Below are 12,137 nucleotides of genomic sequence, written 5' to 3'. Positions count from 1 at the left end.
CCAGGTTCAGAAAGACGGCCGTTTCAATCCGGCCGCGAGATAGGCGGAAGCTAGCGTGTTGGCCATCAGCATGGCAATGGTCATCGGTCCGACGCCGCCAGGCACCGGCGTAATGGCGCCGGCCGTCTTCGCCGCTTCCGCATAGGCGACGTCACCGACGAGGCGGGTCTTGCCTTCGCCCTTTTCGGGCGCCGCGATGCGATTGATGCCGACGTCGATGACGGTGGCGCCTGATTTGACCCAGTCACCCCTGACCATTTCGGGTCTGCCGACAGCGGCAACGAGAATATCGGCGGTGCGCGCCAGTGCAGCCAAGTCCTTGGTGCGGCTATGCGCGATAGTGACGGTGCAGTTGGCGGCAAGCAGAAGGTTGGCCATCGGTTTGCCGACAATGTTGGAGCGGCCGACGACCACCGCATTGAGCCCGGAAAGATCCTTGCCGCGCACACGCTCGATGAGCAGCATCGAGCCGGCCGGCGTACAAGGCACGAACGCCGTATCCAGTTCGCCGGTGCCGAGCTTGCCGACATTGATGAAGTGGAAGCCGTCGACATCCTTTTGCGGCGCTATTGTCTGGATGACCTTGCCAGAGTCGATATGGCCAGGCAGCGGAAGCTGCACCAGGATGCCGTTGATGCCGGGATCGGCGTTGAGTTCGCCGATGATATCGAGCAGTTCCTGTTCGGAGGTCTCGGCCGGCAGTGTGTGCTGGACCGAATGAAAGCCGCATTCCTTGGCGGTGCGGGATTTGGAGGCGACGTAAACCTGGCTCGCCGGATCCTCGCCGACGATGACCACGGCGAGACCGGGCTTCTGCGCGCGCTTTTCCACCAGTTCGATCGTCAAGGCCTTGACGCGCCGCACCACGTCTTCGGCGACGTTCTTTCCGTCAATCAACTCGGCCATGAACCACCCTCAACATCGTTCTGCTTCGGGCGGCATTTTCACGAAAATCCGACCGGGCAATCCCGTCAAAGCGCCGTCTTATGCCGCTAACTCGAAACCGATGGCTTTTATTCTATTCGGCGCTCAGAAATAGCGCCGCGATCGGCTTTCGGTGAGTTCGCGAACCGTGTCGCGGAATTCGCGCAAGCTGGCTCGGATTTCCTCGATGGAGGCTTGCTGTTGAGCGGCTTCCGAAGCCTGATTTGCCTCGTCCGACGAGGCTCGGGGATACACCGACTGCTGCTGCGGGTAAGGGGGCGTCATGGCCGGCGGATAGGGATAGCCGGCCGGCGGCGGCTGCATCTGCCAGGGATAGCCCATCGGCGGTTGCGCATGCGCCTGCATGGGCGGGGCCGGGTACATCCCCTGCTGCGGACCATAGGCGCCTTGCTGGACTTGCGGCTGCCTGTAGCCGGTAGTTTCCGGATCCCGCTTTGCGCCTCCGGCGACTGCCGGTGCGCCACTGGCCGGTGAGGCACTGGAACGCGTACTGGCAGAGCCTTCCCTGCGCGCCTTGCGCGGCACGATCCTGCTCACCGCCGACAGCAGCGCACCGATCGGACCTGAACGCCTGGTGGCCTCGACGGGCAGAACGGGCGGCGCCGACGCCTGGTATGCCTGGTCTTCAAACCGGCGTTTCCTGCGGCGCGGCCGCGAATTGGCGGTTTCGCGCAGGCTCGCATGGGCGCCGCGCATGGCGCCAAGGCCGACACCAGAAGCGAGGCCCGCCAGCAGGCCGGCAAGCACCGTCACGGCGCGCGACGGTCCGTTCGGCTCGAGCGGGGCGAAGGCCTTGGAGATCACGTTGATATTGGCGGTGTTGATGTCCTTCTGCTCGCCGATCTCCTTGGCGCGCAGTAGATACTGTTCATAGACGGAGGCGCTGCACACCACCGATTCGCTGGAGCCGGAACATGCCGGCCTGTGGCGCGGCGTGTTCACCCACAAGAACATCGCCGGTCCTGTCATGGCCTGCTTCAGCTTTGCCGCGCTGTACCTCTACCGGCGCGGACAGCGGCTCTGGGGCGCGTCAATCTTTTGCGCAAGGAGAACATCTATCTCGGCGACTTCTTCATGATGGTGGTGCTGTTCGCAGCGCTGAACGCGTTCCTCGAAAGCTTCTTCTTCCATCGCGCCGATCCGGTCTGGCTGTTCTTCGTGTTCGGCATGTTCGGCCTCAGGCAAGTGTCGCTGCGGCCGATCGCGGTCCGTGGTCCGCCCTGATCCTCCGTCCCAACAGGGCTTCCCCGCCCCGCCACGAACGTCTATGGGAAGCCATCTTTCTGCGGAGGCTTCAATGACGATCGAGCTCGTTCTCGCCGGTTGCGGCAATATGGGCTACGCCATGCTCTCGGGCTGGCTGAAATCCGGCAAGCTCCCCCCGGCGGCGGTTTTCGTGATCGAGCCGAATGCCGATCTGCGCAAGCGCGCCGAAGCGCTCGGCTGCAGTGCTGCCGCGGACGCCTGCGGTATTCCAGCCGACGCGGTGCCGGCCCTCGTCGTCATTGCGGTGAAGCCGCAAGTGATCCGCGACGTGACTGCCGCCTACAAGCGCTTCAATGATGGGCGCACCACCTTCGTCAGCATCGCCGCCGGAATGCCGGTCGCCACTTTGGAGGCCATTCTGGGCGATCGCGCGCCGATCGTGCGCTGCATGCCCAACACCCCGGCGGCGATCGGCAAGGGCATGATGGTGGTGTTTTCCAACAGGCTGGTCTCCATCGACACGAAGCGTTTCGTTGCCGACCTGCTTTCGGCGAGCGGCGAAGTGACCGATATCGACGACGAAAGCCTGATGGATGCGGTGACGGCGGTGTCCGGGTCTGGCCCCGCCTATATCTTCCATTTCATCGAAGCGCTGACGGTGGCTGCCGAGAAGGCCGGATTGCCGACCAAAACCGCCAGGCTGCTGGCCATGCAGACAGTCTATGGCGCCGCCTCGCTCGCCGCAGAAAGTGGCGAGGAGCCGGGCGTGCTGCGCCAGCAGGTGACCAGCCCCAACGGCACCACGGCCGCTGCCCTTGCCGTGCTGATGGGCGAGGACCGGCTGACCCATCTGCTCACCGAAGCGGTGGAAGCAGCACGGCTAAGGTCGATCGAGTTGGGGAAGTAGTAGCGGTTTTGCGAGCCAGGTGTTGATATTCAGCCGGCGGTCGATGACCGGGTGAAGTGCTGCCTGCTGTTCAGAGCAGCAGCGCTCGAAGGTCACAGAATCTTGGTATTCAAAACGCTGCGACGCTCAGTGGCACAGAAGCGCAGCGATCCAGTGGTCTCAACAGATCGAGCCGCATCGCCGCTTCGATATGGTCGCTCCATTCGCCGGCATCAGGGATGTCCCCACAACTCGTCGATCTCATCCTTGTTCGCAGGCCGGCCGTCCTTGCCCGCTCTGGCTTTGAGATCGTGGGCAATGGCTGCGAGTCGTTCGGCCAGAGGAATGCGTCCACTTTCCCGCTTCAATTCGGATTCACGCTCCTCGATCATATCCTAATCTCCGTACAGCATCTCGTCCTGTAGCCGGCGCAAGGCGAACAGCCTAGTCGTCGGGTCTGGCGCGGCATTGTCTGATGTCAGCAGCTCGCCCTTGCTGACCGGTTTCAGCACCTTGCCGCCTTCGAGCAGGCCGACCGGCACGGCGCGGTTGGCGCGGGCCTCTTCGACAGTCATGGTCCAGGAGCGGTAGCAGGTCTCGCCGATGGCATCGAAAATCTCGCCGACGGCAAGATCGCGCTTGGCCACGGCGCAGACCTCGGCGACGGGCCTCGGCAGCGGCACCATGTCCGGCTTGCCGTAGAGCGCGATGCGAGCGGCTGTCAGCGGCACTTCCAGCGAGGTCAGGTGATATGGCCGGAAGAAGCTGTAATAGGGTCCGTGGCCGATATGCAGATCGTCCATGCGCTCGATGATACGCGGATGCGTCGCCTCGACGATGACGAAGACGCCGGGCGCCACGCCCTTGCCGATGGTGTAGTCGACGACGCCCTTCCTCGACAGGATGCCGCCATCGGCGCGCGGGATGAGCACCTTGGCCAATTCATCGCGATTGGCCTTGGGGCCGTGCATGCCGGCAATGTCGGGCACCAGCCCGGTGGCGTTGGCGATGGCGCACATCTCGACCATGGTTTTGGATCCGTCGACGAACTCGACCAGCATGCGCGGGTTCATGTTGCGGCGCAGCGCTTCCGCGCGATAGTCGTCGGGCACGGCGTCTTGATTGAGCGGGTTGTTCTTGCCCTTACCGGCCGAGACGACGGTGTAGCCGAGCGCGGAGGCGAACTCGATCAGTTCCATGCAGCTCGACGGCTCGTCGCCGGCGCCGACCGAATAGACGACGCCGAGCCGGTCGGCCTGCTGCTTCAGGTAGCAGCCGATGGTGACGTCGGCCTCGACATTCATCATCACCAGATGCTTGCCGTGCTCCATCGCCATCAGGTCGAAATCGGCGGCGACGCCCGGCTTGCCGGTGGCGTCGATGACCACGTCGATCAGCGGATTGGTCACCAGCATCTCGTTCGAGGTGATGGCAATTTTTCCGCTCTCGATCGCTTCGCTGACCTTCGACGGCGTATCGGCCTCCCGTGCCATCGCCTCGTCGCCATAGGCGATGCGGACGGCATCACGCGCCGTGTGCGGGCGGCGGGTCGAGACCGCACACACCGAAATGCCCGGCATCAGCATGCCTTGCGTCACCAGGTCGGTGCCCATCTCGCCGGAGCCAATGACGCCGATGCGCACCGGACGGCTTTCCGCGGCGCGCTTGGCGAGATCGCGGGCAAGCCCGGTCAGGGCGACATTGGTCATGCGTAAGTCCACTGCTTTTGATATGAAGGGGGAATAGCAGGGAACGGTAGCCTTTTGCCAACAAAACCGCCCGCCGTCGGCAATTTCTTGTGGCTGGCTTTCACACCGTGAGCGGATAGTGTTCAGCCCAGATAGTGTCCAGCGACGAGGAGACCGTGCCTGTCCGGACGACGCGCCGACAGGCTTTCAGGGGAGGTTGAGATGACAAACGAGTTCACGCCGAAATTCGATCTGGCTGACGAGGTGGTGCTTGTCACCGGCGCCTCGCGCGGCATCGGACGTGCTTGCGCGCTCGCCTGCGCCGGCTCCGGGGCCAACGTCATCGTCGGCGTGCGCAACACAGCCGACGGCGCGGATCTGACCGCCGAGATCGAGCGCATCGGCCGGCGCGCGCTGGCGCTGCAGATGGACCTCACCGATCTGGCGACGGTGCGAAAGGCTGTCGCCGACGCCCACGCCGCCTTCGGCCGCATCGACGTGCTGGTCAACAATGTCGGACTTGGGCCGGAAAACCTCGCGGAGAACGTGACCGAAGCGGATTTCGACCTCACCGTGAACGTCAACCTCAAGGGGACGTTCTTCACCACCCAGGCGGTCGGACGGCTGATGATCGCCGCAAAATCCGGGCGCATCATCAACATCAGCTCGCAAGCCGGCACGGTGACGCTGAAGGGCGAAGCCATCTACTGCATGACCAAGGCGGCGATAAACCACCTCACCCGCTGCCTCGCGGCCGAATGGGCGCAGCACAAGATCACCGTCAACAGCGTCGCGCCGACCTTTGTCTGGACCGACGGAACGCGGCCCTCGCTCGCCGATCCGGACTTTCATGCCCATGTGCTCGGGCACATCCCGCTCGGCCGCATCGGCGACCCGATCGACGTCGCGGGCACAGTGGTGTTCCTGGCCTCGCCGGCAGCGTCGTTGATCACCGGCGCCAACATACTGGTCGATGGCGGCTGGTCGGTGGCGTGAGCGAATGGGTCGTCTCTGGACTGGCCCGACTAGCTCTCCACAGGCATACCGTCAGAGCGCCGGCAAGCGGCCAGGCATTACGGAACGGCAACTTGACAACGGCCCAGTCTTTCAAATTGAGTGAAATCACGATTGATACAGAGTCGGCACAAGACAGTGGGCGAGACAGATATGGCGTGGAGCGAAAGAAAGACCGGTTACGGCAAAGGCCACTATTTTAACCAAATGGGCCTTGCCCTGCTGGTGCTCGTCTTTCTCATCGCCCTTCCGCTCGCTTTCTTTCCCGAAGACATACGGAAGTTTTACCTCAGCGAAGGCGGTCCAATTGAAGTCTTCTCGGCCGCAGGCTACCTGATCGTCGTGGCAACGCTTGTCCGGGAAATGTCCTATCGGGACCTGCTCAAGCGATGGTACCTCGTGGCCATCCCGATCGCGATGTGCCTGCGCGAGCTGGACTTCCATGCGCATCTCACCACCCACAACATCACCAAGACCATCCTCTATGTCTCGCCTGACGTTCCGCTGTTGGAAAAGTTAATCGGCGCGACGGTCGTTATTGCCCTCGGCGTTGCCTTCTATTTGCTCCTGAAGAACGGCTTCCGCAGCTTTGCGCACGGGCTTCGCCACGGCGAGGCGACTGCCGTTGCCATTGCTGCCGCTGTCGGCTGCGCCATCCTTTCCAAGGTCATCGACGGGGCGCCATCAAATCTGACATTTCTCGGCATCCACGTCACCCGGATCTATACCTCCACAGTGTTCGAGGAAATCCTCGAATTGGGGATTCCGATCTTCCTAGCCATCGCGGCGTTCTCGGCCTTCCCGACGCAGGATGGTCTCACAAAGAGGGCCTTGGGACAGATCACGCCAAGATCCGTCACCTAAACGCCGGATCCAACCGGACCAGGATTTCTCGAACTTGATGCTCTGGTCCGCCGCGGTGTTGCCTCTACTTGCTAAGGAAGCAGGTGAGGCAAAACATGTGGAATGGGGCAAAAGAGGGCTGGATCCTCCTTAAGGAGAGCATTCTCGGCTTCATCAATGACAATGCCTTGAGCCACGGCGCAGCGATGGCGTTTTATGCCACGACCTCGCTTGCGCCGATCCTGCTCATCGTTGTCGCCATCGCAGGCATGGCCTTCGGAAACGACGCGGCACAACTGGCGCTTTCGGCCCAGCTGGCGGGCCTGATGGGTCCGCAGAGCGCCGAGCTTTTGCAAGCGACAATCGAGAACGCGTCACAAAAAGAGGCGGGAACTCTTGCCAGCATTTTGGGGCTCGTCACGCTGCTTGTTGCCGCATCCGGCGTCTTTGGCGAAATGCAGGTTGCCCTGAACGAGATCTGGAAAGTCAAACCGGCTGGCACGTCGATTTCACAGCTCGTCCGGGCGCGCGCTGCCAGCCTGGGTCTCGTCGCGGCGCTTGGCTTTCTGCTGCTGGTGTCCCTGGTCGTAAGCGCTGCAATTTCGGCGCTTGGCGATATTATCAACGCATATCTGCCCTTTGGCACCGTCATCCTGAGCGCAATCAACGGGATCATGTCGTTTGCCATGATCGCTCTGTTGTTTGCGGCAATCTACAAGGTCCTGCCCGACCGCGCGCTGGAATGGCGCGACGTTGGCGTCGGCGCCGTAGCAACGGCGTTTCTCTTCACGATCGGCAAGTCGCTGATCGGCTGGTATATCGGGACTAGCGCCATCGCATCGTCATACGGGGCAGCCGGTGCACTGCTCGTCGTGCTGCTGTGGGTTTTTTATTCGTCCGAGATCTTTCTGTTGGGCGCCGAATTTACACGAGCCTACTCGGTTCGATATGGCAGCCGGTCCGATCTGGTGGCGACCATTGAAGCAAGCAAATCGCGAACAGGAGCCGGTGACAGCGGCCAGGATCGAAAAATCTGAAAACGAAGTCGTCAGCTGGATTGTTTTGCGCAGGACGCTCACTGCGTCCCCAAGCCATTTCCAGCATCAACACTGGCGCTGAGACGCCCGGCGCGGCGCCCTGAGGCAGGTATGGCCTTGGGGACATCCGATCGAAGCGACGCGCGAAGCTCCTTCGCCGCAGCCACCAGCCTGGCGCGGCTGCTTCCATATCTCTTGATCAACTGATGGACTTGCGCTGGGGTGATGCCGTTCTGTCGGGCAAAATGCCTTACCACATAAGCTTCGCTGCCGGAGATCCGATCCCGGTAGCGCGGATAGAGCTTCGCCGCGTCGGCTGTCATGCTTAGTCTCCTTTGTCTTGTTTGCTCACGATGTATGAGTGGCCAACGCAAAAGGGGCAATTTCGTTGCCACATGTGATACCAAAGCGCTTTACGCCGCAGGTCCGAACGCACGGCCAAAGCAATCGGGCCGACGACGCACGGCTTTGGTTAAATTCATACGTCGATTTTTCGAGACTCAGCCCTCTGGCACGCGCATGATATGGCCAGGGAGGAAAAGCCATGCGCGAATTGCCAAAGAGCATTGACGCAGACGTTGTAATCGAAATCAGCAGGTTGCTCGACGACCGTGCGAAGTCGGCACCAGTGCCAGTCCACAAGCTTGCCTCGATGATCTCGAATAGTGTCGAGACCGACCTGCCGACAGCTTCCATTGAAGAGTTGATCGTTGAAATGGCCATGACCCGCCAACTTCCGATGCTGTTCGACCTGCCGGGGGCGGATGCAGACAACGTCATATCGATTGCCTTGGCGCGCGCCAGCTGATCCAGCTGAGGAACCTTCCCGTCGAGTTTGATTTCAAGACGCGGATCGTTCCCGTCCCGCTGGCTCCGGCCGGCGGCTTTTCGCTGCGTTGCCGAATAATAATCGTCATCGGCCGTCGCCGTTCGGGAACATGTGATGTCCATTTGCATTTCCCTTTGAACAGCAAAGGAGGAATTCATGAACTGGGATCAAATCAAGGGAAAATGGATGCAGTTCAAAGGCAAGGCCAAGGAGCAATGGGGTGATCTCACCGACGATGACCTTGATCGTATCGAAGGCAATCGTGACCAACTCGCAGGCCGTCTTCAGGAGCGGTATGGGATCGCCAAGGAAGAGGCAGAGCGCCAAGTAGACGACTGGTCCAGAAGCCTCACCTGAGCGTTCAGTATAAAAGGCTGCGCCGTCGATCGGCGCAGCCTCGACGGTCCTGGAGCGGGATGCCGTTCAAATTGAACTGGGCATCCCGCTCTATCTGTTTGCTTTAGCCGCATTTCCGCGACGCCAAGCGATTCCACTGCCTGCAAAATGCTCTAAGCCTGCCGCTCCGAAACGAGCGGCGGGCGACGTGTAGGCGACGGTGGCGGGGTGATCTGCGCCACCCGTCGCTCCAGGATTTTCGGAACGAGAAGCTAGCGCGCCGATTGTCTCTTGGCTTGTGCGGCGACGGCGGTGAGGAAAGCCGTTGCGGCAGTATCGCACGCCGCTCGGGACGGGCTATAGGCGAAAAGGATCAGTTCGGCAGCCCTTAGGGTAAGGCCATGCTTTTTAGCGAAAGCAGCTATTTCGTAAGGCTTGTCGTGGTCTATGGCCGGACCGTAGTCTTCGTTCATTGCTTCCTCCCGTTTGCGACGTTCCTCGCCTTGGCCCCTCCTTGGCGCAAAGATTAACTTACGGGGCGTTGAGAGAGTCTACCAATTGGAGATTGCAAAAGGCCTACGGCGCCTGATGCGGGCCCGTGTCGAGGCGAAAGCCCCTATTTTGTCCGCTGCACATCGAAAAAGATTATATGATCGCGCTGATATCGCAGGTGGTCGACGCAAGCCAATGCCGATCTTTTCAGTCAAGCACACGACCGTCTATCGCTACACGCAACCGGTGACGTTTGGCGAGCACCGGCTGATGTTCAGGCCGCGCGATAGTTTCGATCAGCGACTTTTGGATCACGCCCTGTTTGTCGACCCCGAGCCGAATGAGGTTGGCTGGATCCATGACGTTTTCGGAAACTGCGTTGCGGTAATCGACTTCAAGGGCTCCGGCGACGAACTGCGTTTCGTGACAGACATTCGGCTCGATCACACGCCGCAGCATGCGCCTGATTTCCGTATCGATGAAGCAGCGCTCAGCTATCCATTTTCCTATGACCCCGACGAGGCAACCGACCTCACCCAAACCATCGAGCGCCATCATCTCGATGACGGCGACGAGATCGGTAAATGGGCACAACAGTTCGTGAGTGCCAGAGGGCACACCGAGACGGGCAAATTGCTGATGACGCTTTGCTACGCCATCCACGAGAGCTTTGTTTATTCCCGTCGAACTGAATCAGGGACGCAACCGCCTCTCATGACGTTGCACCTGCGTCGAGGCACATGCCGAGACTTTGCGCTGTTCATGATGGAAGCGGTTCGTTCGCTCGGTTTTGCCGCGCGTTTTGTGACTGGCTATGTCTATGTGCCGAGCCGCGACAGCGCTTCTGTCCTCGGCGGCGGTTCAACGCATGCCTGGTGCCAGGTCTATCTGCCTGGCGCGGGTTGGGTCGAGTTCGACCCCACCAATGGCATTGTCGGCAACCGGGATCTGATCAGGGTGGCTGTGGCCAGGCATCCTGGGCAAGCCATCCCTCTTTCCGGAAGCTACTGCGGCAGCGCGTCGAGCTTTCTCGGCATGACGGTGGAGGTCAAGGTGGTGAAGGAAGCCGGGACTAATAAAATTAGTACCTTCTAATGTGTTTCGGTTCGCGGCAATCCGGAGTTTCTCGCCGGCGTCTGTCGCGATTTTGCGCATCTGGCAATCACGCTGTGCCGTTGCATGAATATCCCGGCGCGATACTGCACCGGCTATCTCGGCGACATCGGGATACCGCCGATGCCGTATCCCATGGATTTCAACGCATGGTTCCAAGCCTATCTCAGCGGCCATTGGTTCACCTTCGATGCGCGGCATAACCAGCCTCGCATAGGCAGAATCCTGATGGCGACGGGATGCGATGCCAATGACGTCGCGATCTCAACGAGCTTCGGTCTTCCCGGCTCACCCGCTTCGAAGTCATCACAGAAGAAATCCAAGCCGAGCCTGAGAAGGCGTCAGCCCGCCACACCTTTCGACATGACGGGCTTCAGCGTGAGGGGTCAAGTCAGTCGTAGACCTTTACAATCTTGCGGGTACCTGGATCGACCAGGACGGTCCGGCCGTCGACGACGACGTAGCGGTACTGCACGTCCGGCACCTCGTAAAGCTCGACTGTTTCGGGCAGAGGTGTGCCGATGTTGAGCTCCACGCCGGGAAGGCTGAGTGATGCCACCGGTTTCTTTTTCACGTATTCGCGGATCACAGTGTCCTGCTCGGGTTGAATAATGACGTCCTGAGCGGCGGCGGCGCTGACGCCAACCAACAGAAGGATGCCTGCCGCAGCCAATGTAAGTTGCTTACCCATAATAGCCTCCAAGCAACCTTCAGCTGCGGTGCTTGATTGCTGCCGCGACGGGTTGCATAGTTATCTGAACGATGCCGAGCAATTCTTGTTCCATTTGCGGTGCGCGAACCCGCTGCCACGGCATATCAAAGCTGACGTTCGAGGCCGCCCGCGAACGCGCTCCCGCTCAAGGTTTAGGTTCTTCCGGAGGAGGCGCGTTTGGGACCGGACAATCAGGATGTGGCCATTTTTCACACGGAGAGGGCTTGCCGCCAGCGTCGCCATAACGTTCCACGAGTTTTGCGAATCCGTAGGCGAAGGCGGAAAGCAGCGCCAGGATAACCACTATGCGAGCGGCCATACGGGATTATAGCAGGTTCCCGCTTAGGATTGACCCGGCATCAGCTGCGCTCGGCAGGCTGCCCGTCACTTTCTGCGAAACTTGTCTCGGTTCCGAAGGTCCCAAGCATAATAGTAGGCGGCCAGGATGCAGGGCAGCCCGATACCAACAAAAAGAAACCCGACCCACCGATCAGCGGCTCGCATCGAAATCGATCGCAAATCCCGCGTCGATGGCGCTTCGCGCGATGAGATCGCCAAGTTGCCAATCCGTGAGTTCGCAAAGTGGAAACATCTTCCTCACGGCTCCGGTCACTTCGAATATCGAAACGCTCGGGTTGTCGACGTGATCGATCAGGTAGCGGACAATCGCTTGCCGAACGTCCAATGAATTTGGCTTCTGCACCAGCCCGGACATTTCCGGCTACGAATGGAGCCGCGGTTCTAGGCCGTCGGCTGTTTTGGCGTCGAAAGCGACGGGCACGCCGTGAACCACGCATGCTGCCGCCAGCATTTCCTCCAATTCGTGGTTGGTGGCCTTGCAAGCCGGCATGAGTGTTCGAATGGCGCGGATCGCCTGTGCGATCGAGAGATACCGAGCCTTGCCTCTGGAAAGGACATAGGCCTCCGCCGCACCTTCAACCGTGACTGTGTGAAAAGTGTTGCTCATCAACAGTTCCTCCCTGCCAACCAATACGACTTTCGGCCAACATGCAGCGGCCTTCAAGCTTATGTCTGA

16 protein-coding genes and 2 pseudogenes are annotated in these 12,137 nt (G+C 60.6%); 9 read left to right on the top strand and 9 right to left on the bottom strand.

Translation table 11 applies throughout. From position 1 onward, the window contains the following. Window positions 1-6: 6 nt before the first annotated feature. Both folD and NKH12_RS08465 read right to left on the bottom strand, forming a co-directional pair. A complete protein-coding gene (folD, locus tag NKH12_RS08470) occupies window positions 7-906 on the bottom strand; it encodes a bifunctional methylenetetrahydrofolate dehydrogenase/methenyltetrahydrofolate cyclohydrolase FolD (protein WP_352952685.1) in 900 nt (299 codons plus the stop codon). Window positions 907-1,029: 123 nt separating this feature from the next. Further along, the gene (locus NKH12_RS08465; RefSeq protein WP_352952731.1) at window positions 1,030-1,914 is read right to left on the bottom strand and encodes a GumC domain-containing protein; all 885 of its coding nucleotides are present in this window, start codon (window positions 1,912-1,914) and stop codon (window positions 1,030-1,032) included. On the opposite strand from NKH12_RS08465, the pseudogene NKH12_RS08460 reads away from it, so the two are divergent. Then, window positions 1,823-2,169, top strand: a pseudogene (locus tag NKH12_RS08460) (hypothetical protein); the annotation flags it as partial. The gene NKH12_RS08465 and the pseudogene NKH12_RS08460 sit on opposite strands and share 92 nt — an antisense overlap. A gap of 73 nt (window positions 2,170-2,242) precedes the next feature. Next, window positions 2,243-3,058 carry a pyrroline-5-carboxylate reductase gene (gene proC, locus NKH12_RS08455; RefSeq protein ID WP_352952684.1) on the top strand — a complete coding sequence of 272 codons (816 nt, stop codon included), beginning with the start codon at window positions 2,243-2,245 and terminating at the stop codon, window positions 3,056-3,058. 212 nt (window positions 3,059-3,270) lie between these two features. Here the strand turns inward: proC and NKH12_RS08450 are convergent, their stop codons facing one another. Beyond that, complete coding sequence (locus NKH12_RS08450; RefSeq protein WP_352952683.1) at window positions 3,271-3,429, bottom strand: hypothetical protein; 159 nt, start codon at window positions 3,427-3,429, stop codon at window positions 3,271-3,273. 3 nt (window positions 3,430-3,432) lie between these two features. Beyond that, entirely contained in the window at window positions 3,433-4,746 is a 1,314-nt protein-coding gene (locus NKH12_RS08445) for an NAD(P)H-dependent oxidoreductase (protein ID WP_352952682.1), read from the bottom strand. Between the two features lie 201 nt (window positions 4,747-4,947). Between NKH12_RS08445 and NKH12_RS08440 the strand changes: the two genes are divergently transcribed. The 3 genes from NKH12_RS08440 to NKH12_RS08430 all read left to right on the top strand — a co-directional run bounded on the left by NKH12_RS08440 (window position 4,948) and on the right by NKH12_RS08430 (window position 7,619). Then, window positions 4,948-5,721 (top strand): SDR family NAD(P)-dependent oxidoreductase, encoded by a 774-nt coding sequence (locus NKH12_RS08440; RefSeq protein ID WP_352952681.1) that lies wholly within the window; start codon window positions 4,948-4,950, stop codon window positions 5,719-5,721. Between the two features lie 171 nt (window positions 5,722-5,892). Then, the gene (locus tag NKH12_RS08435) at window positions 5,893-6,603 is read left to right on the top strand and encodes a hypothetical protein (protein WP_352952680.1); all 711 of its coding nucleotides are present in this window, start codon (window positions 5,893-5,895) and stop codon (window positions 6,601-6,603) included. Between the two features lie 95 nt (window positions 6,604-6,698). Further along, on the top strand, window positions 6,699-7,619 hold the full coding sequence (locus NKH12_RS08430; protein ID WP_352952679.1) for a YihY/virulence factor BrkB family protein: 921 nt from the start codon (window positions 6,699-6,701) through the stop codon (window positions 7,617-7,619). Window positions 7,620-7,657: 38 nt separating this feature from the next. On the opposite strand, the gene NKH12_RS08425 is transcribed toward NKH12_RS08430, so the two are convergent. Further along, window positions 7,658-7,942 (bottom strand): DUF3606 domain-containing protein, encoded by a 285-nt coding sequence (locus NKH12_RS08425; RefSeq protein WP_352952678.1) that lies wholly within the window; start codon window positions 7,940-7,942, stop codon window positions 7,658-7,660. A 221-nt stretch (window positions 7,943-8,163) separates the two neighbouring features. On the opposite strand from NKH12_RS08425, the gene NKH12_RS08420 reads away from it, so the two are divergent. Both NKH12_RS08420 and NKH12_RS08415 read left to right on the top strand, forming a co-directional pair. Further along, the gene (locus tag NKH12_RS08420; protein ID WP_029348484.1) at window positions 8,164-8,427 is read left to right on the top strand and encodes a hypothetical protein; all 264 of its coding nucleotides are present in this window, start codon (window positions 8,164-8,166) and stop codon (window positions 8,425-8,427) included. A gap of 177 nt (window positions 8,428-8,604) precedes the next feature. Continuing rightward, entirely contained in the window at window positions 8,605-8,805 is a 201-nt protein-coding gene (locus NKH12_RS08415; RefSeq protein ID WP_352952677.1) for a CsbD family protein, read from the top strand. A gap of 251 nt (window positions 8,806-9,056) precedes the next feature. Here NKH12_RS08415 and NKH12_RS08410 read toward each other — a convergent pair whose 3' ends face one another. Then, window positions 9,057-9,257 carry a hypothetical protein gene (locus NKH12_RS08410; protein WP_352952676.1) on the bottom strand — a complete coding sequence of 67 codons (201 nt, stop codon included), beginning with the start codon at window positions 9,255-9,257 and terminating at the stop codon, window positions 9,057-9,059. 214 nt (window positions 9,258-9,471) lie between these two features. Here NKH12_RS08410 and NKH12_RS08405 point away from each other — a divergent pair, with 214 nt between their 5' ends. Continuing rightward, window positions 9,472-10,371, top strand: coding sequence for a transglutaminase family protein (locus tag NKH12_RS08405; RefSeq protein WP_352952728.1), 900 nt, complete (start codon window positions 9,472-9,474; stop codon window positions 10,369-10,371). A 36-nt stretch (window positions 10,372-10,407) separates the two neighbouring features. Then, window positions 10,408-10,790, top strand: a pseudogene (locus NKH12_RS08400) (transglutaminase-like domain-containing protein); the annotation flags it as partial. On the opposite strand, the gene NKH12_RS08395 reads toward NKH12_RS08400, so the two are convergent. The 3 genes from NKH12_RS08395 to NKH12_RS08385 form a co-directional block, all read right to left on the bottom strand. After that, window positions 10,781-11,080, bottom strand: a complete 300-nt coding sequence (locus tag NKH12_RS08395; protein WP_352952675.1) for a DUF1236 domain-containing protein — start codon at window positions 11,078-11,080, stop codon at window positions 10,781-10,783. The pseudogene NKH12_RS08400 and the gene NKH12_RS08395 sit on opposite strands and share 10 nt — an antisense overlap. A gap of 511 nt (window positions 11,081-11,591) precedes the next feature. Continuing rightward, entirely contained in the window at window positions 11,592-11,816 is a 225-nt protein-coding gene (locus NKH12_RS08390; RefSeq protein ID WP_352952674.1) for a hypothetical protein, read from the bottom strand. A 6-nt stretch (window positions 11,817-11,822) separates the two neighbouring features. Continuing rightward, the gene (locus NKH12_RS08385; RefSeq protein ID WP_352952673.1) at window positions 11,823-12,068 is read right to left on the bottom strand and encodes a hypothetical protein; all 246 of its coding nucleotides are present in this window, start codon (window positions 12,066-12,068) and stop codon (window positions 11,823-11,825) included. Window positions 12,069-12,137 lie beyond the last annotated feature (69 nt).

Origin of the sequence: Mesorhizobium sp. M1322 (assembly GCF_040318085.1) — a bacterium.
Lineage (GTDB): Bacteria > Pseudomonadota > Alphaproteobacteria > Rhizobiales > Rhizobiaceae > Mesorhizobium.
Note: the sequence above shows the minus strand (reverse complement) of the source record. Positions and strands in the feature narration are given on the sequence as shown.